We start from the raw sequence: 20,937 nt of genomic DNA, 5'->3' as shown, positions 1-20,937 counted from the left end.
TCGTAAAACCATGACGTGATAATGAAGGCAGCGGAAGTAGATCTTCCGCTGTTTTCGTTTTGGATACTGGAGATTAGAGATTCGATCTCCGGAGATAATTCGCCAACAAGATAAAGGATAAATTTTTCCCGGCGCGCGGAAACTCAGGCAGTTCTATTACGTATCTCCTCATGTTCCCGAAAGAGGAACAATAACCCCGAGGAGTTCGAACACTATGCGTAAAATCGCCACCCTTTTGCTCGCCGGTACCATTGCCGTCTCCGCCCTCGCCACAATCGCCTATGCCGAGAATCCGATGGTTGGCGGCGCCGCCATGTACGCCAACAAGAACATCGTCGAGAACGCCGTCAATTCGAAGGATCACACGACACTGGTCGCCGCCGTCAAGGCTGCCGGCCTGGTCGAGACACTGCAGGGCGCCGGCCCGTTCACCGTGTTCGCGCCGACCAATGAGGCCTTCGCCGCGCTTCCGGCTGGCACGGTCGAGTCGCTGCTCAAGCCCGAGAACAAGGACAAGCTCACCAAGATCCTGACCTGCCATGTCATCGGCGCCAAGGCGATGGGCGCCGATGTCGCCTCGATGGCCAAGGCCGATGGCGGCACCCACAAGGTCAAGACGGTCGGCGGCTGCGAGCTGTCGCTCAAGGCCGATGGCGGCAAGGTCACCGTAGCCGACGAGAACGGCAATGTCGCCAATGTCACGATCGCCGATGTCGAGCAGTCGAACGGCGTCATCCACGTCATCGACAAGGTCCTGCTGCCGAAGATGTAACAAAGCCCCTGCCGCCGACGAACAGGCGGTAAGCTCCCTGCAGATTGCGCGGCCCTGCCCCCGTGGGCCGAGCAAACGACCGAGCGCTCCACCCCGTCCGCAACAAGCGCGGAGCCGGTGTGGAGCGTTCGTTTGCAGGGCAACCGTCACCGGCTTTTGATTTTCCAGTGGCGGCCAGATCTGGCAAAACAACCCGCAGGAGGATTTCTGTCATGAACCGTCGCGACTTGCTTTTGAGTGGCGCCGCCGTTGCCGCCTTTGCTGGCACGGTGGCAACGCTGCGCATGGGCGGACCCCAACCCGCCAGAGCTGCCGAAACCTTCGAGGTCACCAAGACCGACGCCGAGTGGCACGCCATCCTGTCGGACGAAGCCTTCAACGTGCTGCGCAAGGAAGGCACCGAGTATCCCGGCACCAGCCCGCTGCTGAACGAGCATCGCAAGGGCATTTTCGCCTGCGCCGGTTGCGACCTGCCGGTCTACCCCTCAGACACCAAGTTCGAGTCCGGCACCGGCTGGCCGAGCTTCTGGCAAGAGATTGCCAACGCCGTCGGCAAGACCGAGGACCGTTCGCTGGGCATGACCCGCACCGAGGTCCATTGCCGCCGCTGCGGCGGCCATCTCGGCCATATCTTCGACGATGGCCCGGCGCCGACCGGCCTGCGCCATTGCATCAACGGCGTTGCGCTCAGCTTCAAGCCGGCCACTGCCTGATCGTTCGGCGTCTTTTAGCGGGGTGGGGGATTTGGAGCCGGTGTGACGACCGCCTCCTATCTCCTGAAATGGGGCGAAAACAGTCAACTTCAAGAATTGGCAGACGGCTTTTTATGCGTAGATTCCGCAGCCCTAACGAGAGGGCCAGAACCTATGCAACCAACCAAAGCACGGGCTCGCGACGGCAAGCCCAAATCGACCGCCAAATCGACCGACGGTGTTGATGCGGACCGGCCGCGAATATCCCATTCCGTGGTGATCGCCGGCGGCGGCCCGACCGGGTTGATGCTGGCCGGCGAGCTTTCCCTGGCCGGCATCGATGTCGCCATCGTCGAGCGGCGCGAGAACCAGGATCTCGCCGGCGCGCGCTCGGGCGGCCTGCATTCGCGCATCATCGAGATCTTCGACCAGCGCGGCATTGCCGATCGGTTCCTTGTCGCAAGGCCAGACCGCACAGGTCGCAGGCTTCGCCGGCGTTTCGCTTGATATCAGCGACTTCCCCACCCGCCACAATTACGGGCTGGCGCTGTGGCAAAAGCACATAGAGCGCATCCTTGCCTGCTGGGTCGATGAACTTGGCGTCACGGTCTACCGTGGCCGCGAGGTGACAGGCTTCGTGCAGGATGCAGGCGGCGTCGATGTCGCGCTGACAGATGGCGGGTCGCTTCGTGCCGATTATCTTGTCGGCTGCGACGGCGGCAGAAGCCTCGTGCGCAAGGCGGGGGGCATAGAGTTCCCCGGTTCCGAGCCGACAACCAGCAATTTGATCGCCGAGATCGAGGTAACAGAAGAGCCGCAATGGGGTATCCACCGCGATGCCATCGGAATTCACGGCCTCAGCAGACTGGAAGACGGTACGGTACGGGTGCTGGTGACCGAGCGCGAGGTCGGGGCTGGCGGCGAGCCAACTTTGCGCGATCTCAGCGAGGCGCTCATTGCCGTCTACGGCACCGATTATGGCGTCCACAATCCGACATCGCTGGCCCGCTTCACCGACATGACCCGGCAGGCAGCCGCATACCGCAAGGGGCGGGTGCTGCTGGCAGGCGACGCCGCGCACGTGCATCCACCGGACGGTGGACAGGGGCTGCAGACCGGCGTGCAGGACGCGGTCAATCTGGGCTGGAAACTTGCCCAGGTGGTCAGGAAAACTGCGCCCGAAAGCCTGCTCGACAGCTACCAGGCAGAGCGCCACCCGATTGCCGCGCGTGTGATGAAAAACACCATGGCGTCGGTCGTGCTCCGTCGCGAAGACGAGCGCACCAAGGCGCTGCGCGATACAGTGTCGGAACTTCTCGGCATGGAAGAACCGCGCAAGCGTTTTGCCGGCATGTTGTCCGGCCTGGACATCCACTACGATCTTGGCGAGGGGCATCCGCTGCTGGGGCGTCGCATGCCGGATCTCGACCTCGTCACCTCTGCCGGTCCGCTGCCGGTTTTCGCCCTGCTGCATGACGCTCGGCCGCTGCTGCTTAATCTTGGTGAGCCCGGCGCTTTTGGTATCGGCCAGTGGGTGGAGCGGATTCAGCTGGTCGACGCCAGCTACGATGGCGCATGGGAGCTTCCGGTGCTGGGGGCGGTCGAAGCCCCACGCGCAGTGCTGGTCCGGCCTGACGGTTATGTGGCCTGGGTCGGCGGCCCTGAAGCAGCCGGGCTAACCGACTCGCTGACCAAATGGTTTGGGCCGCCTGCCGCGGCATAGGTGATAACGATCGATGCTTAAGGGTGACCCCGGAAATCGGGGGTGATTTCCGGGGTCACACATGAGGGCGCCAGGCGGGGGGTCCGGCGCGCTCAATGGCCTCCGCCGCCGCTGCCCGCGGGCGGCGCCGGCTTGGCGATGACCAGGGTGAAGACCGCCATGGTCGCGAACAGCACGGTCAGCATGGTGAACACATCCATGAACGACAGCAGCGACGCCTGCTGCTGGACCATGCCCGACAGTTTGGAGATCGCCGCCTTGGTGGCGTCGAGGCCGGGAGTCTGCTGGAAGTCGAGCGTCATGTTCTGCAGCTTGGCCTGCGCCGCCGCACTGCCCCATTCCACATGCTCGGACAGCCTGGCGTAGTGGAAGGCGCTGCGATCGATCAGCACGGTGTTGATGACGGCAAGGCCGACCGCACCGCCGAGGTTGCGGGTCAGGTTGAACAGGCCCGACGCGTTCTTCAGCCGGTCCGGCGGCAAGGTGCCGAGCGCAATGTTGTTGATCGGCACCATGCACAGCATCATCGAGCTGCCGCGCAGGATCTGCGGGATCAGCAATTCCCAGAAATCCCAGTCGGCGGTCAGATGCGTCATCCACCATGTGCCGGCAGCGAAGCCGAACAGCCCGATCATCATCATGATGCGCAAATCCATCTTGCTCGACAGGATGCCGGAAATCGGCGCAGTGACGAACATCGCCAGGCCGCTGACGAACAAGGCTTCGCCGATCATCATGGAATCGTAGCCGCGGATGCGCCCGAGGAACACCGGGTAGAGATAGGTCAGACCGTACAGGCCGATGCCGATGACGAAGGAGAACAGCGAACCGAAGGCGAAATTGACGTTGGTGAAGGCCCTGAGATCGACGATCGGCTCCTCGGCGGTGAAGGCACGCCAGAAGAACAGCGCCGCACCGACAACCATGATGATGGCGCAGATGAACACGGCCTGTTCCTGCAGCCAGTCATGGTTCGGACCTTCCTCGAGCACATATTCCATGCAGCCGAGAAACGCCGCCATGCCGGCGAGGCCCCACCAGTCGAACTTGCTGAACAGGCCGAGATTGGGCTTGTCGAAATCGATCAGGGTCCAGGCCGTAACCGTCACCAGAATGCCTGGAATGACATTGATGAGGAACAGCCAGTGCCACGACATGGCATGGCTGATATAGCCGCCGACGGTCGGGCCGATGGTCGGCGCCAGCGTCGCCACCAGGCCGATCATCGGCGACACCATGGCGCGGCGCGACGGCGGGAAGATGGTGAAGGCGGCGGCGAAAACGCTCGGGATCATGCCGCCGCCGATAAAGCCCTGGATGGCGCGGTAGACGATCATCTGGTCGATGTTGGTGGCGGTCGCGGCCAGCGCGCTGGCCGCCGTGAAGCCGGCCGCGGCGCCTGCAAACAGCACGCGCGTCGACAGCATCCGGCTGAGGAAGCCCGACAGCGGGATCATCACCACTTCGGCGATCAGATAGGCGGTCTGCACCCATGGGATTTCATCGGAACTGGCGCTGAGGCCGGCCTGGATCTCGGCCAGCGAGGCTGAGACGATCTGGATGTCGAGGATCGCCATGAACATGCCGAACACCATCGCCAGGAAGGCGATGAGGCGGCGCGTCGAGATGGTCGTCGGTACCGCCGGCATGGCAGGCACCGGCGCCGCTCCTGCTGTTATGGTTGCGGTTGCCATGGCATTGCTCCCGGCGTTCGCTCAGTTCGCCGCGGCCGGAGCCGTGCGGCTGTCGACGGCGACAACGACGCTCAGGCCGGCGCGCAGCCTGCCTGCCTTCAGCACATCGGCCGGCACGTCGATGCGAACCGGGATGCGCTGCACCACCTTGGTGAAGTTGCCGGTGGCATTTTCCGGCGGCAGCAGCGAGAACACCGCACCCGAAGCCGGCGCCAGCGACGACACCGTGCCTTCGAAATCATGGCCGTCCGTGGCGTCGACCGAGACCCGCACCTTCTCGCCGGGCACCAGCTTGGCCAGCTGCGTCTCCTTGAAGTTGGCAACGATGTAGAGCTTGTCCAGCGGCACCACGACGGCGAGCTTCTGGCCGGGGCTGACGAGGTCGCCCTGCTCGACCGAGCGGTTGCCGACGACGCCGTCATAAGGCGCCTTGAGCACGGTGAAGGACAGATCGCGCGCGGCCTTGTCGCGGTTCAGCCGCAGCGAAGCCAGCGTGCTGGCCGATTCGGCGCGCTGCGCTTCGAACACGCCGATATTGGCCTGTGCGGCTGCAATCTGCGCGTCGGCGCCGACAAGGGCCGCATTGGCCTGATCGAGAGCGGTCTGGGCATCGTCCAATTGCGCCTGCGTGCCGACATGCGTCTTGACCAGTTGCGCGGCGCGCTGCTGGGCGCGAGCGGCGTTGTCGGCTGCCGCCTGGTCGGCGACCTTCTGCGCCTGCGCCTGTTGCAGCGAAGCTTGCGCCGCCTTCGTCTGCGCGTCGATACGGTCGAGCGTCTTGGCCAGCGTGGCGATCTGCGCCTCCGCCTGGGCAACGGCTATTCTGTAGTCGCCGTCGTCGATCGTCAGCAGCGGATCGCCAGCCTTGACCTGCTGGTTCTCCGAGACCTTGACTTGATCGACATAGCCGGAAATCTTCGGCGAGACGAACGACATGTCGGCCTGGACATAGGCGTCGTCGGTCGAGATCAGGAACCGGCCGTCCGTCCAGTAATTATAGCCATACCAGGCGCCGGCGCTGAGCAGAGCGAGGCCGATGATCGGCAGCATGAACGAGCGAGCCGACCGCTTCTTCTTGGCCGGCACCTCGGCCAAAACTTCGGCGGCAGGCTTGATCGGCGCTTCCGGCGCTTCGATAGCCGGCGAGACCTTGGCGTTGGGAAAGGGGCGGACTTCGGCGGTGGTTGGCGTGTTCGAGGACATGATATCTCGCTACCGTAGCTACATAAGGAAAATGTGTTATACTGAACCGTTCGGTTCGATGCGAACGTTGACATAGCGCTAAAGCAGGCCCATATCAAGAGCAATCGAACCGCTCGGTTCGAATTATTTCGCGAGGTGTGACTTTAATGGCCGACACGTTACCCGACGTCGAAAATGATCCGTGCGATGTGCTGGATAGTGCGCGTCGCGGCCGCCCGGCGGCGGGCCAGGATCCGGTCAAGCGCAGCCAGATTATCGAGGGCGCGCGGCGCGTGTTCATCGACAAGGGCTTCGAAGCGGCGTCGATGAACGACATTACCCGCGAGGCCGGCGTCTCCAAGGGCACGATCTATGTCTACTTCGCCAACAAGGAAGAGCTGTTCGAGGCGCTGATCGAGGAAGAGCGCGGCACCATCTTCAAGAACATGTACGACATGCTCGACCGCGCCGACGATCTGCGCCAGACGCTGGTGAAGTTCGGCAAGGTGCTGTCGATGAAGATCACCTCGGCCAAGGTCATCCAGGCGCAACGCACCGTGATCGGCGCCTCCGACAGGATACCGGACATGGGCGCGCGGTTTTACGAACGCGGCCCCAAACGCGGCCACGACAAGGTGGTCAAGTTCCTCAATGCAGCCATAGAACGCGGCCTGCTCAAGATCGATGATGTCGATCTTGCCGCCTATCAATTCACCGAACTGTGCCTCGCCGGCCTGTTTCGCCAGTGCATCTTCGCCTACCGCACCAAGGCGCCGAGCCAGGATGAAATCGACCACATCGTGCGGTCGGGCGTCAGCCTGTTCCTGAAGTCCTACGGCACCGAAAAGCTTGCCGAGGAAGAAAGCCATCAGATGATCGCGCTCGAGGCGAAGTCCAAGGCAAAGGCCTAGTTAGCCAAAGGTCTTTTTTCGCAACTCCGGACGGAAAACCGCTTCACACTTTTACCGGAGTTGCTTTTAACCGCCATTGGCCGCCAGCACGATCGCCGCGCGCAGTTCGTCCAGACCCTCGCCCTTTTCCGACGACGTGGCGAGCACGAACGGAAACGCCGCCGGTCGCTTCTTGATCTTCAGTAATGTCTCTTCGATCAGCCGCGGCACGCCGGCGGCCTTGATCTTGTCGGTCTTGGTCAGCACGATCTGGTAGGACACCGCCGCCTTGTCGAGCAGCGACAGCACCTCGTCGTCCTTGGCTTTGATGCCATGCCGGGAATCGATTAGCACATAGACCCGCTTCAGCGTCACGCGGCCCTTGAGATAGTCGAAGACCAGCTTGGTCCAGTCGTCCACCTTTTCCTTCGGCGCGCTGGCATAGCCGTAGCCCGGCATGTCGACCAGCGCCATTGGCGGCAGGTCGGTGCCTTCGCCGGAAAACCCGCCCGGCACGAAATAGTTGAGCTCCTGCGTGCGGCCCGGCGTGTTGGAGGTGCGCGCCAGCCCGTTATGGCCGACCAGCGCATTGATCAGCGACGACTTGCCGACATTGGAGCGGCCGGCAAAGGCGATCTCCGGCGGCCCCTCCGGCGGCAGGAACTTCATCGCCGGCACGCCGCGGATGAAGATCCACCCCTTGGTGAACAGGTCGGTGCCGATGACGGCGTTGCCCAACGCGTTCAAATTGCTGCCTCCAGCCTGGAAATATCGGCGCCTCGGATGGCGTTGAGGTTGCGGCCGATCTTGTCCACGGGCCAATTCCACCACGCCGCGGAAAGCAGTCGCCTGACCGTCCTGTGGTCGAAACGCATCTTCACCACCTTTGCCGCATTGCCGGCGACGATCGCATAGTCCGGCACGTCATGCGTCACCACCGATTTCGCCGCCACGATGGCGCCATTGCCGACCGACACGCCGGGCATGATCACCGCATCCATGCCGATCCATACATCATTGCCGACCACCGTGTCGCCGCGCACTTCCTGCGACCACGTCTTCGGGTCGAAGCCTTGCTCCCAGCCATGGCCGAAAATGTTGAACGGATAGGTGGAAAAGCCGGACATGGCATGGTTGGCGCCGTTCATGATGAAGCGCGCGCCCTCGGCGATGGCGCAGAACTTTCCGATGATCAGCTTGTCGCCGATGAAGGGATAATGATGCAGCACGCATCGCTCGGCGAATTTGTCCGGTCCGTCAGGATCGTCATAGTAGGTGAACTCGCCGATCTCGATATTCGGTGCGGTGACCAGGGGCTTGAGGAAGCCGACGCGGGTGTGCATCGGGATCGGGTGTTTGATGTCTGGGTTGGGTCCGTCCATGGCGAGATCCGTCGAGAGTGGCGCAAATTAAAGCCGCCATTCTAGATGGCGTGATCCGCCCTATAGCACCAATCGCCCGATGAGCGAGCCCTGCTGGGCTTCGATGTTCAGTTCGTGCCGCGGCAGATCACGATCAGGTCGACCGCCGCCGCCGGCTAAGGCGCCCTGAAACCCAAAAAAACGGGGCCCTGCGAAGGACAAGCAGGACCCCGGTGGTGTCGAAGACGGCTTCAAAAGAATGGCACCTCCTCGTGAGGTGGGGAAGGCAGACCGAGAAAGCCCATCGCAGCCCGCCGTCATTCCCCGTTGCGTAAAGCCGTTACTTCGGCAACAGCACCTTGTTGACGACGTGGATGACGCCGTTCGACTGGTTGACGTCGGCGACCGTCACCTTCGCGGCGCCGCCGGACTCGTCGACGATGTAGAGCGAGCCGCCCTTGACCTCGGCGATCAGCGTGTCGCCGCTAACGGTCTTCATCTCATACTTGCCGCCCATCGCCTTGGCCTTGGTCATCATCTCCTTGGCCGAGATCTTGCCGGCCACGACATGGGCGGTCAGGATCTTGGTCAGCTTGTCCTTGTTTTCGGGCTTCACCAGCGTGGCGACGGTGCCGGCCGGCAGTTTCTTGAAGGCGGAATCGGTCGGCGCAAACACCGTGAAGGGTCCCGCGCTTTCCAGCGTGTCGACCAGGCCGGCGGCCTTGACGGCGGCAACCAGCGTCTTGTGGATCGGCGAGTTGAGGGCGTTCTCGACGATGTTCTTGGAGGTCAGCATCGCAGCGCCGCCAACGGCGGGATTGGCGAGCGTATAGGCCGTCGTCGCTGCGAGGCCCGATAGAGCCAGGCCGGCGGAAAAGCATAATGCCTTGAGGATGGACTTTGCCATTGGAGAACCCTTCTGGTGCGACAATTGTTGATTCGATTGTCGGGAAGAGTTACGCGGCAATTGCGGGAAAGTTTCGGTGCAGAGTAAAAAATGATAATGATAACAAACACTTAAAGGCGAATTCCCATTCCACGCGCCGCATCCCCGCGGTGGACATGACGGGGTTACGGATCAAAAACAATGGTCTTCGGATTAGGGCTGATCGGTGTTGATCGGCCTTGGCGGTACAAGCAGCAGCCACGCCGGTTGCACGCCGCAAGTTTCGCGCCTCACGGGAACGTGATGCGCGCCTCGTCCACAAAAACACCGGACGAGCCGGGGCTTTGATTGCCACGCCTTTTATTCAGCCGGCGAGGGTTTCTTTCGGAACAATGCCGTCAGATTGTCCCACAATTCGATCTTGGCGCCCTGGCGCTTCATGATCACGCCCTGCTGCAGGATCGACAGCGTGTTGTTCCAGGCCCAGTAAATGACGAGGCCGGCCGGGAAGCTGCCCATCATGAACGTGAAGATCACCGGCATCCAGGTGAAGATCTGCGCCTGCGTCGGATCCGGCGGCGTCGGGTTCATGCGCATCTGCAGGAACATGGTGATGCCCATCACCACCGCCCAGGCGCCCATATGCGGCAGGAATGCCGGTGGCGCGAAGGGCAGCAGGCCGAACAGGTTGAAGACCGAGGTCGGATCGGGCGCGGCCAAATCCTGGATCCAGCCGAAGAACGGCGCGTGCCGCATCTCGATGGTGATGTAGAGCACCTTGTAGAGCGAGAAGAACACCGGGATCTGCAGTGCCACCGGCCAGCAGCCGGCGAGCGGATTGATCTTCTCGGTCTTGTACAGCTCCATCATCGCCTGTTGCTGCTTCATCTTGTCGTCCGCGTATTTCTCGCGGATCTCGAGCATCTTGGGCTGCACCTTCTTCATGTTCGCCATCGACGCATAGGATTTGTTGGCGAGCGGGAAGAAGAGGGTTTTGACGACGACGGTGGTGGCAAGGATGGCCAGACCGAAATTGCCGAAGAATTTGTACAGCGTGTCGATCAGGTAGAACATCGGCTTGGTGATCCAGATGAACCATCCCCAATCGATCAGCCGGTCGAACAGCCTGATCTGGCGATCCTGGGCGTAGGCGTTGATCTTGTTGACTTCCTTGGCGCCGGCGAAGATCTCGGTCTCGACCGTCGCCGACTGGCCGGCGGCAATGGTGATCGGGTCGGTGAGGAAGTCCGACTGGTAGCGCGGGCGGCCATTGTCGTAATAGGCATAGTGCGGCTGGAACGGCTGCTTCTCGGTCGGCACCAGGGTAACCGCCCAATATTTGTCGGTGATGCCAAGCCAGCCATCGGTCGATTTGCTCGGCGTATAGAGCTTGTTCTTCTCGATGTCGGCGTATTTGTGCTCCTGCAGGCCTTCGGTTCCCGTGACGCCGATCAGGCCTTCATGCAGCACGTAGGAGCTGGCGACGGCCGGCTTGTCGAAACGGATGACGCGGCCGTAATTGGACAGCGTGACGGGGGTCGAGCCTGAATTCTGCACCGCATCGGAAACGGTGAACATGTAGTCGCCGTCGACGGAGATCGTGCGCTTGAAGGTCAGGCCCTTGTCGTTGGTGAAGGTCAGCGTCACTGGCGTCGCCGGCGTCAGCGTCGCATTGCCGTCGACGCTCCAGACCGTTTCCGGGCCCGGCACCGTGCCGGTCGTGTCGCTGCCGACAAAGCCGATCTCGGCATAATAGCCGGTGGGCAGCGCCTGCGGATTGAGCAGCTGGATCTGCGGCGATGTCTTGTCGACCGTCTCGGTGTAGTGCTTGAGCTTTAGGTCGTCGAGGCGGGCGCCGGTGAGGTTGATCGAGCCCGACAGGCTCGGCGTGTCGATGTTGACGCGGGCCGTCTTGGCCACTTCCTGCGCGCGGCCTTCCGGCGTCGTGACATAGGTGCCGGGCGCGTTTGGAATGGCGCCGGGCGCTGCGGGCGCCGGCGTGCCGCCGGGGTTGGCGGCCTCGGCCGCCTTCTTCTGCTCCGCCGCCCGCTGCTCTTCGATGCGGGCCGCCTCGCGCTGCTGTTCGCTGCGCGGCAGCACATAGAAATATTGCCACAGCCCGAGGATCAGCACCGACAAGACGATGGTGATGTAGAAGTTCCGGTTGTTTTCCATCGAAAGCCCTTGGCCTAACGTGTTCCGCTGAGACGGCGGGAGAGTTCGGCCTTCAACTGGCCGAACGGAATGGTGAGCACGTCTTCACGCCCGACGATGACATAGTCATTGCCGGGCGCCATGTCACTTGCGGCATGGGTGCGCACGGCTTCTTTCAGCCGCCGCCTGACGCGGTTGCGGACAACCGCATTGCCGACCTTCTTGGTGACGGTGAAGCCGACGCGCGGCGGCAGGCCGTCATTGCGGTCGAGAACTTCGACGAGAAAAAGCCGCCCGCGCCGCTTTTCACCGCGGCGGACGGCCAGGAATTCCGCACGTTTCAGAAGCCGCTTGGGGTTTGGTCCCACTGGCTTGCCGGTTGCGGGCAACGATCTCGTCTTCCGTTCAGGCGCTGAGCCGCTTGCGGCCGCGGTTGCGGCGAGCTGCGACGACGCCGCGACCACCCTTGGTGGCCATGCGAGCACGGAAACCGTGCCGGCGTTTGCGGACGAGTTTGGACGGTTGGTAGGTACGCTTCATTTGTTTTAATACCGCGGGGTGCGGCCCTTCTTGATTCTGTCACTGTGTAACAGGAGCTTTGCCGGGCCGGCATTGGCGCGATCGAAACCGCGCCGGGACGAATGGCCCGAGCGTGAGCGGCTTATAGAAAGAAGGGTTTTGGGAGTCAATCCAGCGCGAACGCCAGTTCGTCGCAGCGCGAACTATGAGTTCGTCGCAGCGCGAACGTCAGTTCGTCGCAGCGCGAACACCCAGTTCGAGACGGTCCTTTATTGCTGGCACCATCGTCCAACGAAGGATGAAATTGGCAAAAAAGCCGCAATCACCTAATCTCAACCGATCAAGCGTTTGTGAAGACAGGCCTTAATGAGCGAAGTTGCATCAGCGGATGAAGGGAGCGGCCCGGCGACAGCCGATGCCAGCCCGGCGACCGTTCGCCCGGTTGCGAGCCGTTCGGTGCCCAATCGTTCAGTGCCCTTGGCGCGCGGCCTGTCGACCAAGCTGCTCTTGCTCACCATTGTCTTCGTGCTCCTGGCCGAAGTCCTCATTTTCCTGCCCTGGATCGCCAGCTACCGCCTGGCCTGGCTGAAGGAGCGGCTAAGCACCGCTGCCGCGGTGTCGATCGTGCTGGTGCAGGGCGAGCCCAATTCGCTCTCCCGCGCCGCCCAGAACGACGTGCTGATGGCAATCGGCGCCAAGGCGATCGCGGTGCGCGACGGCGGCGTATCGCGCCTGCTGGTGGTGGCCGAGATGCCGCCGCAGGTCGACGAGCACATCGACATCGCCAATGTCGGCATGATCAAGGGCATGACCGGGGCGCTGGATACGCTGTTCTTCGGCGGCAAGCGCATGCTGCGGGTGTTCGGCCCGGTCGGCGACAGCGACAAGGAATTCGAGCTGATCATGCCCGACTATTCCCTGCGCAACGCCATGCTGCGCTATTCGCGCAACGTCGCCTTCGTCTCACTGCTGATCTCGCTGTTCACCGCAATGCTGGTCTATGCCGCGATCGACCTGATCATGATCGGCCCGATCCGCACCATGACGCGCTCGATGCTGACCTTTTCCGAGGCGCCCGACGATCCAGGGCGCATCATCCACCCGGCCGCCCGCGCCGACGAGATCGGCGTTGCCGAGCGCGAACTGTCGCAGATGCAGGAACGGCTGCAAAAGATGCTGTCGGAGCAGAAGCACCTTGCCGACCTTGGCCTCGCCGTCTCCAAGATCAACCACGACATGCGCAACATCCTGGCCTCGGCGCAGCTGATGTCGGACCGCTTGCGCCTGGTCAAGGACCCGACGGTGCAGGCCTTCGCGCCAAAGCTGTTGCGCGCGCTCGACCGAGCCGTCTCCTATTCCGAAGGCGTGCTCCACTATGGTCGCACGCAGGAGCCGGCGCCCTCACGCCGCCGCTTGCGGCTGCGCCAGCTGGTCGACGACGTCCACGGCCTGCTCGACATCGAGGACGGCATCGAATTCGTCAATGCCGTCGAGCTCGCCTTCGAGGTCGATGCCGATTCCGACCAGCTGTTTCGCGTGCTCACCAATCTGTGCCGAAACGCGGTGCAGGCGATGGCGGCCGACGCCGAGAGCGCGCTGGTGCGCCGGCTCGCCGTATCGGCCGAGCGCATAGGCAGCGTAAGCCGCATCATTGTCACCGACACCGGTCCCGGCCTGCCGGCGAAGGCGCGAGAAAACCTGTTCGCGGCGTTTCGAGGCTCGGCCCGCAGCGGCGGCACCGGCCTTGGCCTGGCCATCGCGCACGAGCTGATCCGCGCCCATGGCGGCACGGTGGAACTGGTCGAATCGATCGGCGGCCGCACCACCTTCGCCGTCACCATCCCCGACCAGCCGGTCCGCCTCGACCAGGCCCGCAACGGCCTGCGCCGCCCTGCCTGAGCTGTATTGATATTCAGCCGAAGCCGGACTGAGCTGAATCTCAGCACCCCTTTGATCGGCACCGTCGAAAGCAGCTGCGACAAAACTTTTGCCGGATTGGCTTGCTTTTCGGAAATTCAGTCGCTAGGGAACACGTCTTGTCGCGGCCGGTCGTCAGGATCGGTTAGCGGGGCTATGTAAAGCATGGCCTGTTGCGCGCCCGTAGCTCAGCTGGATAGAGCACCAGACTACGAATCTGGGGGTCAGGAGTTCGAATCTCTTCGGGCGCGCCATTTCCGCCGAATCTGCGATTTCCTGCGATCCGCTAGCCGGTCTTGGGCTCGCATATGAAGAGCAGGTCGCGGAACACGTTGCCGAGCACCGCCTCATCCGAGTGCTGGAGAACTGGACGCCGCCTATTCCGGGCTTCTTCATTTATTACCCCAGTCGTCAGCCTGACTGCGCTATAAACGCGCTGCGATGTTCTTGAAACGGGAGAGTACGCGGCGACCGTTATCTGGGCGCAGCGACGCTGAATGCTCATTCACGCCGCCGCGCAGCACGCTCACTTTTCTTCCGCCTTTCCCGGATCAGGGCCCAATAGGCCTCGCTCCAGCCAGATACCGCTCATTGTCAAACGGCTCGGCGTGGGTGCTGCCCGGGCTCCACATGTGGCGGTGGGTCTCGGTCAGATTGCCGAGATAGACATGCAGCGCGCCTGAGCGGGCGATGCCGGTGTTGGCCACCGCGTGCACGGTATCAGGGGTCATGTGCACCACCGCGGGCGCCGCGATGTCGTGGCGTTCCGGCGCATCGATCTCGCTGCCGTCGACGGGATAGATGAAGTTGGTCTCGCTGCCCTTGTAGATGCCGATCAGCGCATCCATCAGATGGTTGTGCGGCGGGTACCGCAGGCCGGGCGACAGCGTGATGTGGTAGATGGTCAAGTCAGGGCTGGCATGCAGCAGCACCTCATCGTCGTCTTCCTCATGCGCGAGCACGCCTGATGCATGGAAGCGGTCGGTGTGTTCGCGCAGCACCGCCTTGACCCGTTCGATGGCATGAGCACCTTTGGCTGCGTTGACGATACCGGCGGTTACGGCGTAGAGAGGCGAGTTGGCGGCAAGAGACATTTGTCGTCATCTCCATTGGGAAGCTCAACCAATACAGCTGAGATGCTCAGGCTAGCGAATGCCGACAGACCCGTCAACCGGATGGTCGAACGGGCAAGCAGACTACGCGGGCAGACTACGCGGGCAGACCACGCGGGCAGACCACACGGGCAGGCAGATATGGCTCTTCCGAAATCAGTGTCACCGTCCGCCGTCAAGGCGCCGTCGACCGCCGACATATTGCGCAGCGAGGAAGCTTATGAGCAGCTGAAGAGCGACATCGTCGCCTGCGTCCTGCAACCCGGCGAAAGCCTGACCGAAAAGCAGATCGGCGACCGCTACCAGATCAGAAAGGCGACGATCCGCTCGGCTTTGGCCCGCCTGACGCAGGAAGGGCTGATCAAGAGCGAGCCGCGCCGCGGCTATGTCATCGCACCGCTTAGCCTGCGCGACGTCAACGAGATCTTCGACCTCCGCAGCCTGATCGAACCGGAAGTGTTCCGGGTGGCCGCGGCAAACCTCACCGAACGCGGGCTCGACGACATCAGGCTGGCGGCGCAGAAGGTGCTGAAGCCGGAGACGCTGCGCAGCCATGTCGCCTTTCTGGCGGCCGACCGCGCCTTTCGCCTGGCCCTGGCCGAACTCTCCGGCAATCTGCGGCTGGTTCGCCTGCTCGACCAAACGCTCGACCAGTCGGAGCGTGTCCTCCATCTCGGCTTCAAATCGCGCGACTTCACGCAAGCGATCATCGGCCAGCAGAAGGAGTTGGTGCTTGCCTGCGAGCTGGCCGAAGTCTCGGCCATCGCAAAGCTTGCCCGCTCGCAGTGCCTGTCGCTCAAGAAGCAGGTGCTCGAGGCCTTGCTCGCCGGCTCCAAGCTGCAGGACGCCAATTTGCAAAGCTTCGCCTGAGGCGCGAAGTCCGCGCTCTCTGGCCGATGCTTACTCGTCGATGAAGCGGATGTCCGCATCGGCAAGGCAATAGGGCGCGTAGCGGAAATCGCGGATATGGCTGACCTTTCCATCCTGCCAGTCGACCAGCATGAAGCCGCGCACGGCGTCATCTCCCGTTTGCGGGTTGCGGATCAGGATGGCCGGCCTGCGGTCGACGAAGCCGAGCGACAGCGCCCAGTCCTGGACACGGTCGTAATTGCCGAAATAGTTGGAAACCTGCGCCTTGCCGCGCATGCGGGTGCGGTTGACGACTTCAAGCTGGATATCGTCGGCGATCAACGCGCGCACGGCGTCGAAGTCGCGCGCGTTGAACAGGTCGACATAGCGGCGCAGGCGCCGCTCGTCACCGGCGTCGAGCTTTGGGGCAGGCGCCTGCTCGTCCTGTGACGCCAGCAGGCGCAGCTGCGACCGCCCGCGATGGAGCGCTGCCTTGGTCGCAGCCAGGGTCGCGCCGGACACTTCGCAGGTTTCGTGCAGGCTGAGGCCAAGCACGTCGACAAGGATCACGGCGCTGCGCTGCACTGTTGCCAGCTGCATGAAGCTTCGCAGGCTGGCGGCGGTGGCGAGCCTCGCATCGGCGCTGGCGGAGGGGTCTTCGATCGTCGTCATGTCGGTCTCGCTCATGCGCGCCTGCTCCCGCTGGCGCCGGCGCAGATGATCCTGCGCGGCATTGTGGGCTATGCGGAACAGCCATTGCTCCGGACGCTCGACGGCGGCGTCGCCGTCGATGGCCTGCAGTGCCTTGATCAGTGTCTCCTGGACGATGTCCTCGCCATCGATCACCGAGCCGGCCATGCGGGCGCAGTAGCGGTGCAGCTTCGGTCGCAAGGAGCCGAGCATCGCCTCCAGGGCAACGCGGTCGAGTTTTGCTGTGTTCATCCTGTCCGTTCCCAAAATGCCGGTCTTTGCATTCAAGCCGGCACGACCTCGCCGGCCAGCATACGATAATTGCCGACGATCTTTGCCGGCGATCTGGCAAGCGGCGTCGAGCGGCGTCCGGCATGATCGGCGCTGAAGGCCTTGAAGGCTGCGAGCCCGGTCAGGCCGTCGCCATCCTGGCTGACAAGATGGATGAACTCGCCATTCTCCAGTTCCAGGACGAGGTAGCGCACGGATTGCGGCTTCGTGTCGTCGAGTGCCTCGAACACCTGTGCAACCAGCATACGGTTCTCGGCGATGCTTTCGTCCTTCACGCCGTAGCGGATGAGATTGTAGCCCATTGTCGTCTCCTGTTTTTCAACTCTGCACAGAGAAGACGTTTCGCGGCCTCGAAAAGATTCGTCGCCCGGCGAATCTTTTCGATCGTCCGGATCGTCTTTCCCGTCGACGGCTGCGCGGCAGCCGTCCAGGAGCAGGAGAGACCCATCATGCACATCCAGTTTGCCGAATTGCCGGTGTTCGACCAGGACCGCGCCAAGGCCTTCTACACCGGACATCTTGCTTGCCAAGTGGCGGAGGACCAGCTGATGGGCGACAGCGGCTGGCGCTGGATCGAGCTGACATTTCCCGGCGCCGTCACCAATTTGCATTTCGTCAAACGCCCCGATGACACGCCGGGCACTGAGCCCGTGCTGGTGCTCGTTGATGGCGATGTCGAGGCAACGGTCGCGGGCCTGAAGGCGCGCGGCGTCGAAATCATCACCGAGCCGCAGGAAGCGCCTTGGCAGCCGGGCCGCACGGTCGCCGAATTCCGCGACAGCGAGGGCAACCGCATGGTTGTCGCCAGCAAATGATCGGACCCGGCGCAAAGCCGAACTTTGACATGAGAACAACAGGAGAGATGGACATGACCCCCCAAACGTCGACGCTGAAAGTACCGGGCGCCAGCCTCTATTATGAGATGCGCGGTTCCGGCCCCGTACTGTTGATAATCCCCGGCGGACCGCAGGACGCCGGCGTCTTCGCCGATGTCGCGGGCCACCTCGCCGACCGCTACACGGTGGTCGCCTATGATCCGCGCGGCAATTCGCGCAGCACCTTCGACGGAGAGCCGCAAGAGCAGGACCTCGATGTCCATGGCGACGATGCCGCGAGATTGATCGAGGCGCTTGGCGCCGGACCGGCCTATGTGTTCGGAACCAGCGGCGGCGCCCAGATCGGGCTCAACCTCGCCGCCCGCCATCCCGGCCGGGTTCGTGCGCTGGTGGCGCATGAGCCGCCCAGCATGATGCTGCTCGACGACCCGTCGCCGTCACTGGCCGGCATGCGCGACCTGCACGACACCTATCGCAGCCAGGGCGTCGAGGCGGCGATGCAGAAATTCTTCAGCGAGAACGGCCTGTCGGAAGGGCCGGACCAGGGGGAAGCCGGACCGCACGAGCCGCAAGACGGACCGCCTTCGTTCGAACCGTCGCCCGAGGAGGCCGAGACCTTTGCCAGGGTCAGCGGCAATTTCGAATACTGCCTGGCGCATGGCGTCATGCCGCTGTCGCTCTACCGTCCTGATATCGAGGCGCTGCGCGGCCGCCCGGTCGTGGTCGGCATCGGCGAAGAGTCCATCGGCCAGCCGATCGACGGCATGGGCAAGGCGCTGGCCGACAGGCTCGGCAGCAAGCGCGCCGCCTTCCCCGGCGACCATATGGGCTTTGCGCCCTATCCCGACCGCTTCGCCGAGACCTTGCACCTGACGCTCAGAGGCGCGTGAGATCGTCAGTCCAATAGGAAAGGAGCGTCCGCATGCACAATGCGGACGCCCTTCTCCCATGAAATTACCGGCTAAGATTGGTGTATCAGACGGCCTCCCAGCCTTCCTTGCCGCCGGCGCGGAAGATGGCGTCGATGACCTTCTGGTTGAGCACGGACTCCTCCAGCGTGAAGACACGCTCCTTGCCGCCTTGTGCCGCCCTGGCAAACGTCTCGACCTCGCGCCGGTATTGCTGGGTGCCGGGAAAGCGGAACACCTGCGCCTCCGTATGGTTCTGGTTGTGCAGTTCGATGCGGTGATGGTCGTAGAGCCCGGCATTGAACGGCGAGAACACCTCGATGAAACCCTTCTCGCCGTGAAACACCATCACCTGCCGCGCCGCCATCTGCGTCGAGAGGTAGAAGGACAGTTCGAAGTCGCCGAAATCGGCGCGGATCGAGGAGTAGATGTCGGTGCCGAATTTTTTATCGCGCTCGATCGTCGCCTGCACGCGGAGCGGCTCCTTGCCGGTTGAAAACCGCGTCGACACCGTCGGATAGACGCCGATATCAGGCAGCGCGCCGCCGCCGAGATCGAGCTGGTTGCGCATGTTGGTGGGATCGACATTGTAATAGGAGAAGGCGCCCTGCACATGGCGCAGCCGGCCGATGGCGCCATCGGCGATGAGATCGCGCACCTTGATCCATTGCGGGTGGTAGATGACCATGAAGGCCTCGCAGACCAGCACCTTCTTCTGGTCGCGCAGCTTGATCAGCGGCGCGATGTCCTTGGCGTCGAGCGCCAGCGGCTTCTCCACCAGCACATGTTTTCCCGCTTCGATGGCCTTGGCCGTCCATTCGACATGCTGCGAGGTCGGCAGCGGGATGTAGACGCCGTCGACGTCTTTCGAAGCGAGAAGCTCCTCATACGAACCAAAGGCATGCCTGGCGCCGAACCGCTCGCCCAGGGCCTCGGCCTTCGACAGGTCGCGGCTGGCGATCGCGGACAAAACGCCATTCTCGGCCTCGACGATTGCCGGCAACAATTGCTCGCGGCCGATCTTGGCCGTCGACAAAACACCCCATCGGAACATCAGGCTTCTCCTATCGATTTACAGGCGAGGAGGTTTGCCCGAAATTGCGGGAAAAGCCAATGCGGATCGCTGGTCCTGCTAGCCTCGCTTGCCCGTCAGCGTCATGTCGAAATTGACGATATTCGAATAGATCGGCGTGCCGACATCCATGCCGTACCGGGAGCGCAGCACCTTGCCGGTGACGTGGAATTTAATGACGCCGCCCTTTAGCCCGCCGAGCTCGGCAGTGAACTTTTCCGCAAACGTCTTGCCGCGCGCCGTCAGCCGGCCGCTGACCAGCGCCGTGGTGTCGCTGGTTCGGGTTACGCTGGTCGAGCGGAACTGGATTTCGGGGCTGTTGGCCACGTCGAACACCGCATCGGAGCGCAGGAAGGCGTCGATGCGGCCCTGGCCGGTGCCGACGCTTTCGGGATAGATGGTGAAGTTGACCGCGGAACGGCCGACATCGCTGTTGTCGATGCGGATGGAGCCCTTGAAGCGGCCAAAGGCGCCGTCGAGGCCGCCGCCACCGACCTTGCCGATGGAGAAGCGAATGCTGGAGCTGGCCGGGTTGACCGTGTAGCTGCCGGCGGCGTCGCCGAGGTCCACAGCGGCGGAGACAGGCATGGCAAGGCAAGCGGCAACAGCCGCCAATCCGAAGGTGCGCGCATACATGGGTTTTGTCCTTCTGGGGCAGGCGAAGTGTTGCGCCCTCACTCCAATGAACGAATGCGCGGCGCGCCCTATTCCATGTCCTGATCTGACGAAGGCGTGATCATGCGCGTGAGCACGCTGTCGTGGAGCCAGAAATGATGCCGCAGTGCCGCCAGTGCATGCAGCGCGACCAAGGCAATGCCGGCATAGGCGAGATACCAGTGTGCTACCGCCCAGAAGTTTTCCGCCGCATCGGACACGCCGAGCGGCAGGTTCGGCATCACGAACAGGTTGAACGGCATGCTGGGTATCTCCAGCATCGACACCGAAACCAGTGCCCAGCCGGACAGCGGCACCGCGAGCTGGAAGCCATAAAGCGCCAGATGTGCCAGCGGCGCCGTCCGACGCTCCAGGCCTCCGACCGAGGCCGGCAAGGCCGGGGCCGCATTGCCGAGCCGCCAGGCAAAGCGCAGGATGAGGAGGCCGAGCAGCAGGAAGCCGAAGGATTTGTGCAGCTGGATCAGCTCGAAGGCGGTGCGCTGGCTGGTCAACCGCACCATGATGAAGCCGAGCATGAACTGGCCGATGAACAAGATGCCGATCAGCCAGTGGAGGACGATCGCCGCCCAGCCGTAGCGGGTTGAGTTGTTGGTGATGAATGCCGGCATGGTTGGTGAACGAATGGCAGCTGGGCTTTCTTCCACCCTCCCCCTTGTGGGGAGGGTCGGCGCGAAGCGACGGGGTGGGGGGTAGCGCCCTACGAAGAGCCCCAAC

At 63.0% G+C, this 20,937-nt stretch carries 21 protein-coding genes, 1 tRNA gene and 2 pseudogenes; 10 read left to right on the top strand and 14 right to left on the bottom strand.

The annotated features are described in order from the left end of the window. Window positions 1-214: 214 nt before the first annotated feature. The 3 genes and pseudogenes from X757_RS135960 (at window position 215) to X757_RS01000000165485 (ending at window position 3,187) form a co-directional block, all read left to right on the top strand. Window positions 215-772, top strand: coding sequence for a fasciclin domain-containing protein (locus tag X757_RS135960; RefSeq protein ID WP_023728105.1), 558 nt, complete (start codon window positions 215-217; stop codon window positions 770-772). A 212-nt stretch (window positions 773-984) separates the two neighbouring features. Beyond that, complete coding sequence (msrB, locus tag X757_RS135965) at window positions 985-1,485, top strand: peptide-methionine (R)-S-oxide reductase MsrB (RefSeq protein ID WP_023728104.1); 501 nt, start codon at window positions 985-987, stop codon at window positions 1,483-1,485. A 285-nt stretch (window positions 1,486-1,770) separates the two neighbouring features. Next, window positions 1,771-3,187, top strand: a pseudogene (locus X757_RS01000000165485) (FAD-dependent monooxygenase). A gap of 92 nt (window positions 3,188-3,279) precedes the next feature. On the opposite strand, the gene X757_RS135970 reads toward X757_RS01000000165485, so the two are convergent. Together X757_RS135970 and X757_RS135975 are read right to left on the bottom strand one after the other, a co-directional pair. Next, on the bottom strand, window positions 3,280-4,881 hold the full coding sequence (locus tag X757_RS135970) for a DHA2 family efflux MFS transporter permease subunit (RefSeq protein ID WP_023728103.1): 1,602 nt from the start codon (window positions 4,879-4,881) through the stop codon (window positions 3,280-3,282). Window positions 4,882-4,902: 21 nt separating this feature from the next. Continuing rightward, window positions 4,903-6,084, bottom strand: coding sequence for an HlyD family secretion protein (locus X757_RS135975; protein ID WP_023728102.1), 1,182 nt, complete (start codon window positions 6,082-6,084; stop codon window positions 4,903-4,905). A 146-nt stretch (window positions 6,085-6,230) separates the two neighbouring features. Here X757_RS135975 and X757_RS135980 point away from each other — a divergent pair, with 146 nt between their 5' ends. Next, a complete protein-coding gene (locus tag X757_RS135980; protein WP_023681357.1) occupies window positions 6,231-6,974 on the top strand; it encodes a TetR/AcrR family transcriptional regulator in 744 nt (247 codons plus the stop codon). A gap of 66 nt (window positions 6,975-7,040) precedes the next feature. Here X757_RS135980 and yihA read toward each other — a convergent pair whose 3' ends face one another. The 6 genes from yihA to rpmH all read right to left on the bottom strand — a co-directional run bounded on the left by yihA (window position 7,041) and on the right by rpmH (window position 11,894). Next, window positions 7,041-7,700, bottom strand: a complete 660-nt coding sequence (gene yihA, locus X757_RS135985) for a ribosome biogenesis GTP-binding protein YihA/YsxC (protein WP_023728101.1) — start codon at window positions 7,698-7,700, stop codon at window positions 7,041-7,043. Then, a complete protein-coding gene (locus X757_RS135990; protein ID WP_023728100.1) occupies window positions 7,697-8,335 on the bottom strand; it encodes a CatB-related O-acetyltransferase in 639 nt (212 codons plus the stop codon). Before X757_RS135990 ends, yihA begins: the two co-directional genes overlap by 4 nt. A gap of 319 nt (window positions 8,336-8,654) precedes the next feature. Continuing rightward, window positions 8,655-9,221, bottom strand: a complete 567-nt coding sequence (locus X757_RS135995; RefSeq protein WP_023696020.1) for a fasciclin domain-containing protein — start codon at window positions 9,219-9,221, stop codon at window positions 8,655-8,657. 339 nt (window positions 9,222-9,560) lie between these two features. Then, a complete protein-coding gene (yidC, locus tag X757_RS136000; protein WP_023728099.1) occupies window positions 9,561-11,375 on the bottom strand; it encodes a membrane protein insertase YidC in 1,815 nt (604 codons plus the stop codon). A 14-nt stretch (window positions 11,376-11,389) separates the two neighbouring features. Further along, window positions 11,390-11,743, bottom strand: coding sequence for a ribonuclease P protein component (gene rnpA, locus X757_RS136005; protein WP_023672264.1), 354 nt, complete (start codon window positions 11,741-11,743; stop codon window positions 11,390-11,392). Between the two features lie 16 nt (window positions 11,744-11,759). Then, window positions 11,760-11,894 carry a 50S ribosomal protein L34 gene (rpmH, locus tag X757_RS136010; protein WP_008833937.1) on the bottom strand — a complete coding sequence of 45 codons (135 nt, stop codon included), beginning with the start codon at window positions 11,892-11,894 and terminating at the stop codon, window positions 11,760-11,762. A 345-nt stretch (window positions 11,895-12,239) separates the two neighbouring features. Between rpmH and X757_RS136015 the strand changes: the two genes are divergently transcribed. From X757_RS136015 to X757_RS1000000169270, 3 genes and pseudogenes are all read left to right on the top strand, one after another. After that, window positions 12,240-13,772 (top strand): ATP-binding protein, encoded by a 1,533-nt coding sequence (locus X757_RS136015; protein WP_023728098.1) that lies wholly within the window; start codon window positions 12,240-12,242, stop codon window positions 13,770-13,772. Between the two features lie 195 nt (window positions 13,773-13,967). Beyond that, a tRNA-Arg gene (locus X757_RS136020) sits at window positions 13,968-14,044 on the top strand. A gap of 32 nt (window positions 14,045-14,076) precedes the next feature. After that, window positions 14,077-14,241, top strand: a pseudogene (locus X757_RS1000000169270) (LysR family transcriptional regulator); the annotation flags it as partial. A 100-nt stretch (window positions 14,242-14,341) separates the two neighbouring features. Here the strand turns inward: X757_RS1000000169270 and X757_RS136025 are convergent. Then, window positions 14,342-14,884 carry an autotransporter gene (locus tag X757_RS136025; protein WP_023672266.1) on the bottom strand — a complete coding sequence of 181 codons (543 nt, stop codon included), beginning with the start codon at window positions 14,882-14,884 and terminating at the stop codon, window positions 14,342-14,344. Window positions 14,885-15,043: 159 nt separating this feature from the next. On the opposite strand from X757_RS136025, the gene X757_RS136030 reads away from it, so the two are divergent. After that, complete coding sequence (locus X757_RS136030; RefSeq protein ID WP_023672267.1) at window positions 15,044-15,772, top strand: GntR family transcriptional regulator; 729 nt, start codon at window positions 15,044-15,046, stop codon at window positions 15,770-15,772. Between the two features lie 30 nt (window positions 15,773-15,802). Here the strand turns inward: X757_RS136030 and X757_RS136035 are convergent, their stop codons facing one another. Together X757_RS136035 and X757_RS136040 are read right to left on the bottom strand one after the other, a co-directional pair. Then, entirely contained in the window at window positions 15,803-16,693 is an 891-nt protein-coding gene (locus X757_RS136035; protein ID WP_023728096.1) for a sigma-70 family RNA polymerase sigma factor, read from the bottom strand. 32 nt (window positions 16,694-16,725) lie between these two features. Next, window positions 16,726-17,034 (bottom strand): hypothetical protein, encoded by a 309-nt coding sequence (locus X757_RS136040; protein WP_023681378.1) that lies wholly within the window; start codon window positions 17,032-17,034, stop codon window positions 16,726-16,728. A gap of 147 nt (window positions 17,035-17,181) precedes the next feature. On the opposite strand from X757_RS136040, the gene X757_RS136045 reads away from it, so the two are divergent. Beyond that, window positions 17,182-17,547: a VOC family protein gene (locus X757_RS136045; RefSeq protein WP_023672270.1), complete on the top strand. Its 366-nt coding sequence runs from the start codon at window positions 17,182-17,184 to the stop codon at window positions 17,545-17,547. 53 nt (window positions 17,548-17,600) lie between these two features. After that, a complete protein-coding gene (locus X757_RS136050) occupies window positions 17,601-18,458 on the top strand; it encodes an alpha/beta hydrolase (protein ID WP_245275138.1) in 858 nt (285 codons plus the stop codon). A gap of 85 nt (window positions 18,459-18,543) precedes the next feature. Here the strand turns inward: X757_RS136050 and X757_RS136055 are convergent, their stop codons facing one another. From X757_RS136055 to X757_RS136065, 3 genes are all read right to left on the bottom strand, one after another. Next, a complete protein-coding gene (locus X757_RS136055; RefSeq protein WP_023693056.1) occupies window positions 18,544-19,530 on the bottom strand; it encodes a Gfo/Idh/MocA family protein in 987 nt (328 codons plus the stop codon). A gap of 78 nt (window positions 19,531-19,608) precedes the next feature. After that, the gene (locus X757_RS136060) at window positions 19,609-20,184 is read right to left on the bottom strand and encodes a YceI family protein (protein WP_023728094.1); all 576 of its coding nucleotides are present in this window, start codon (window positions 20,182-20,184) and stop codon (window positions 19,609-19,611) included. A gap of 68 nt (window positions 20,185-20,252) precedes the next feature. Continuing rightward, complete coding sequence (locus X757_RS136065) at window positions 20,253-20,831, bottom strand: cytochrome b (RefSeq protein ID WP_023728093.1); 579 nt, start codon at window positions 20,829-20,831, stop codon at window positions 20,253-20,255. Window positions 20,832-20,937: the final 106 nt, after the last annotated feature.

It is taken from the genome of Mesorhizobium sp. LSHC412B00, assembly GCF_000503035.1.
GTDB lineage: Bacteria > Pseudomonadota > Alphaproteobacteria > Rhizobiales > Rhizobiaceae > Mesorhizobium.
Note: the sequence above shows the minus strand (reverse complement) of the source record. Positions and strands in the feature narration are given on the sequence as shown.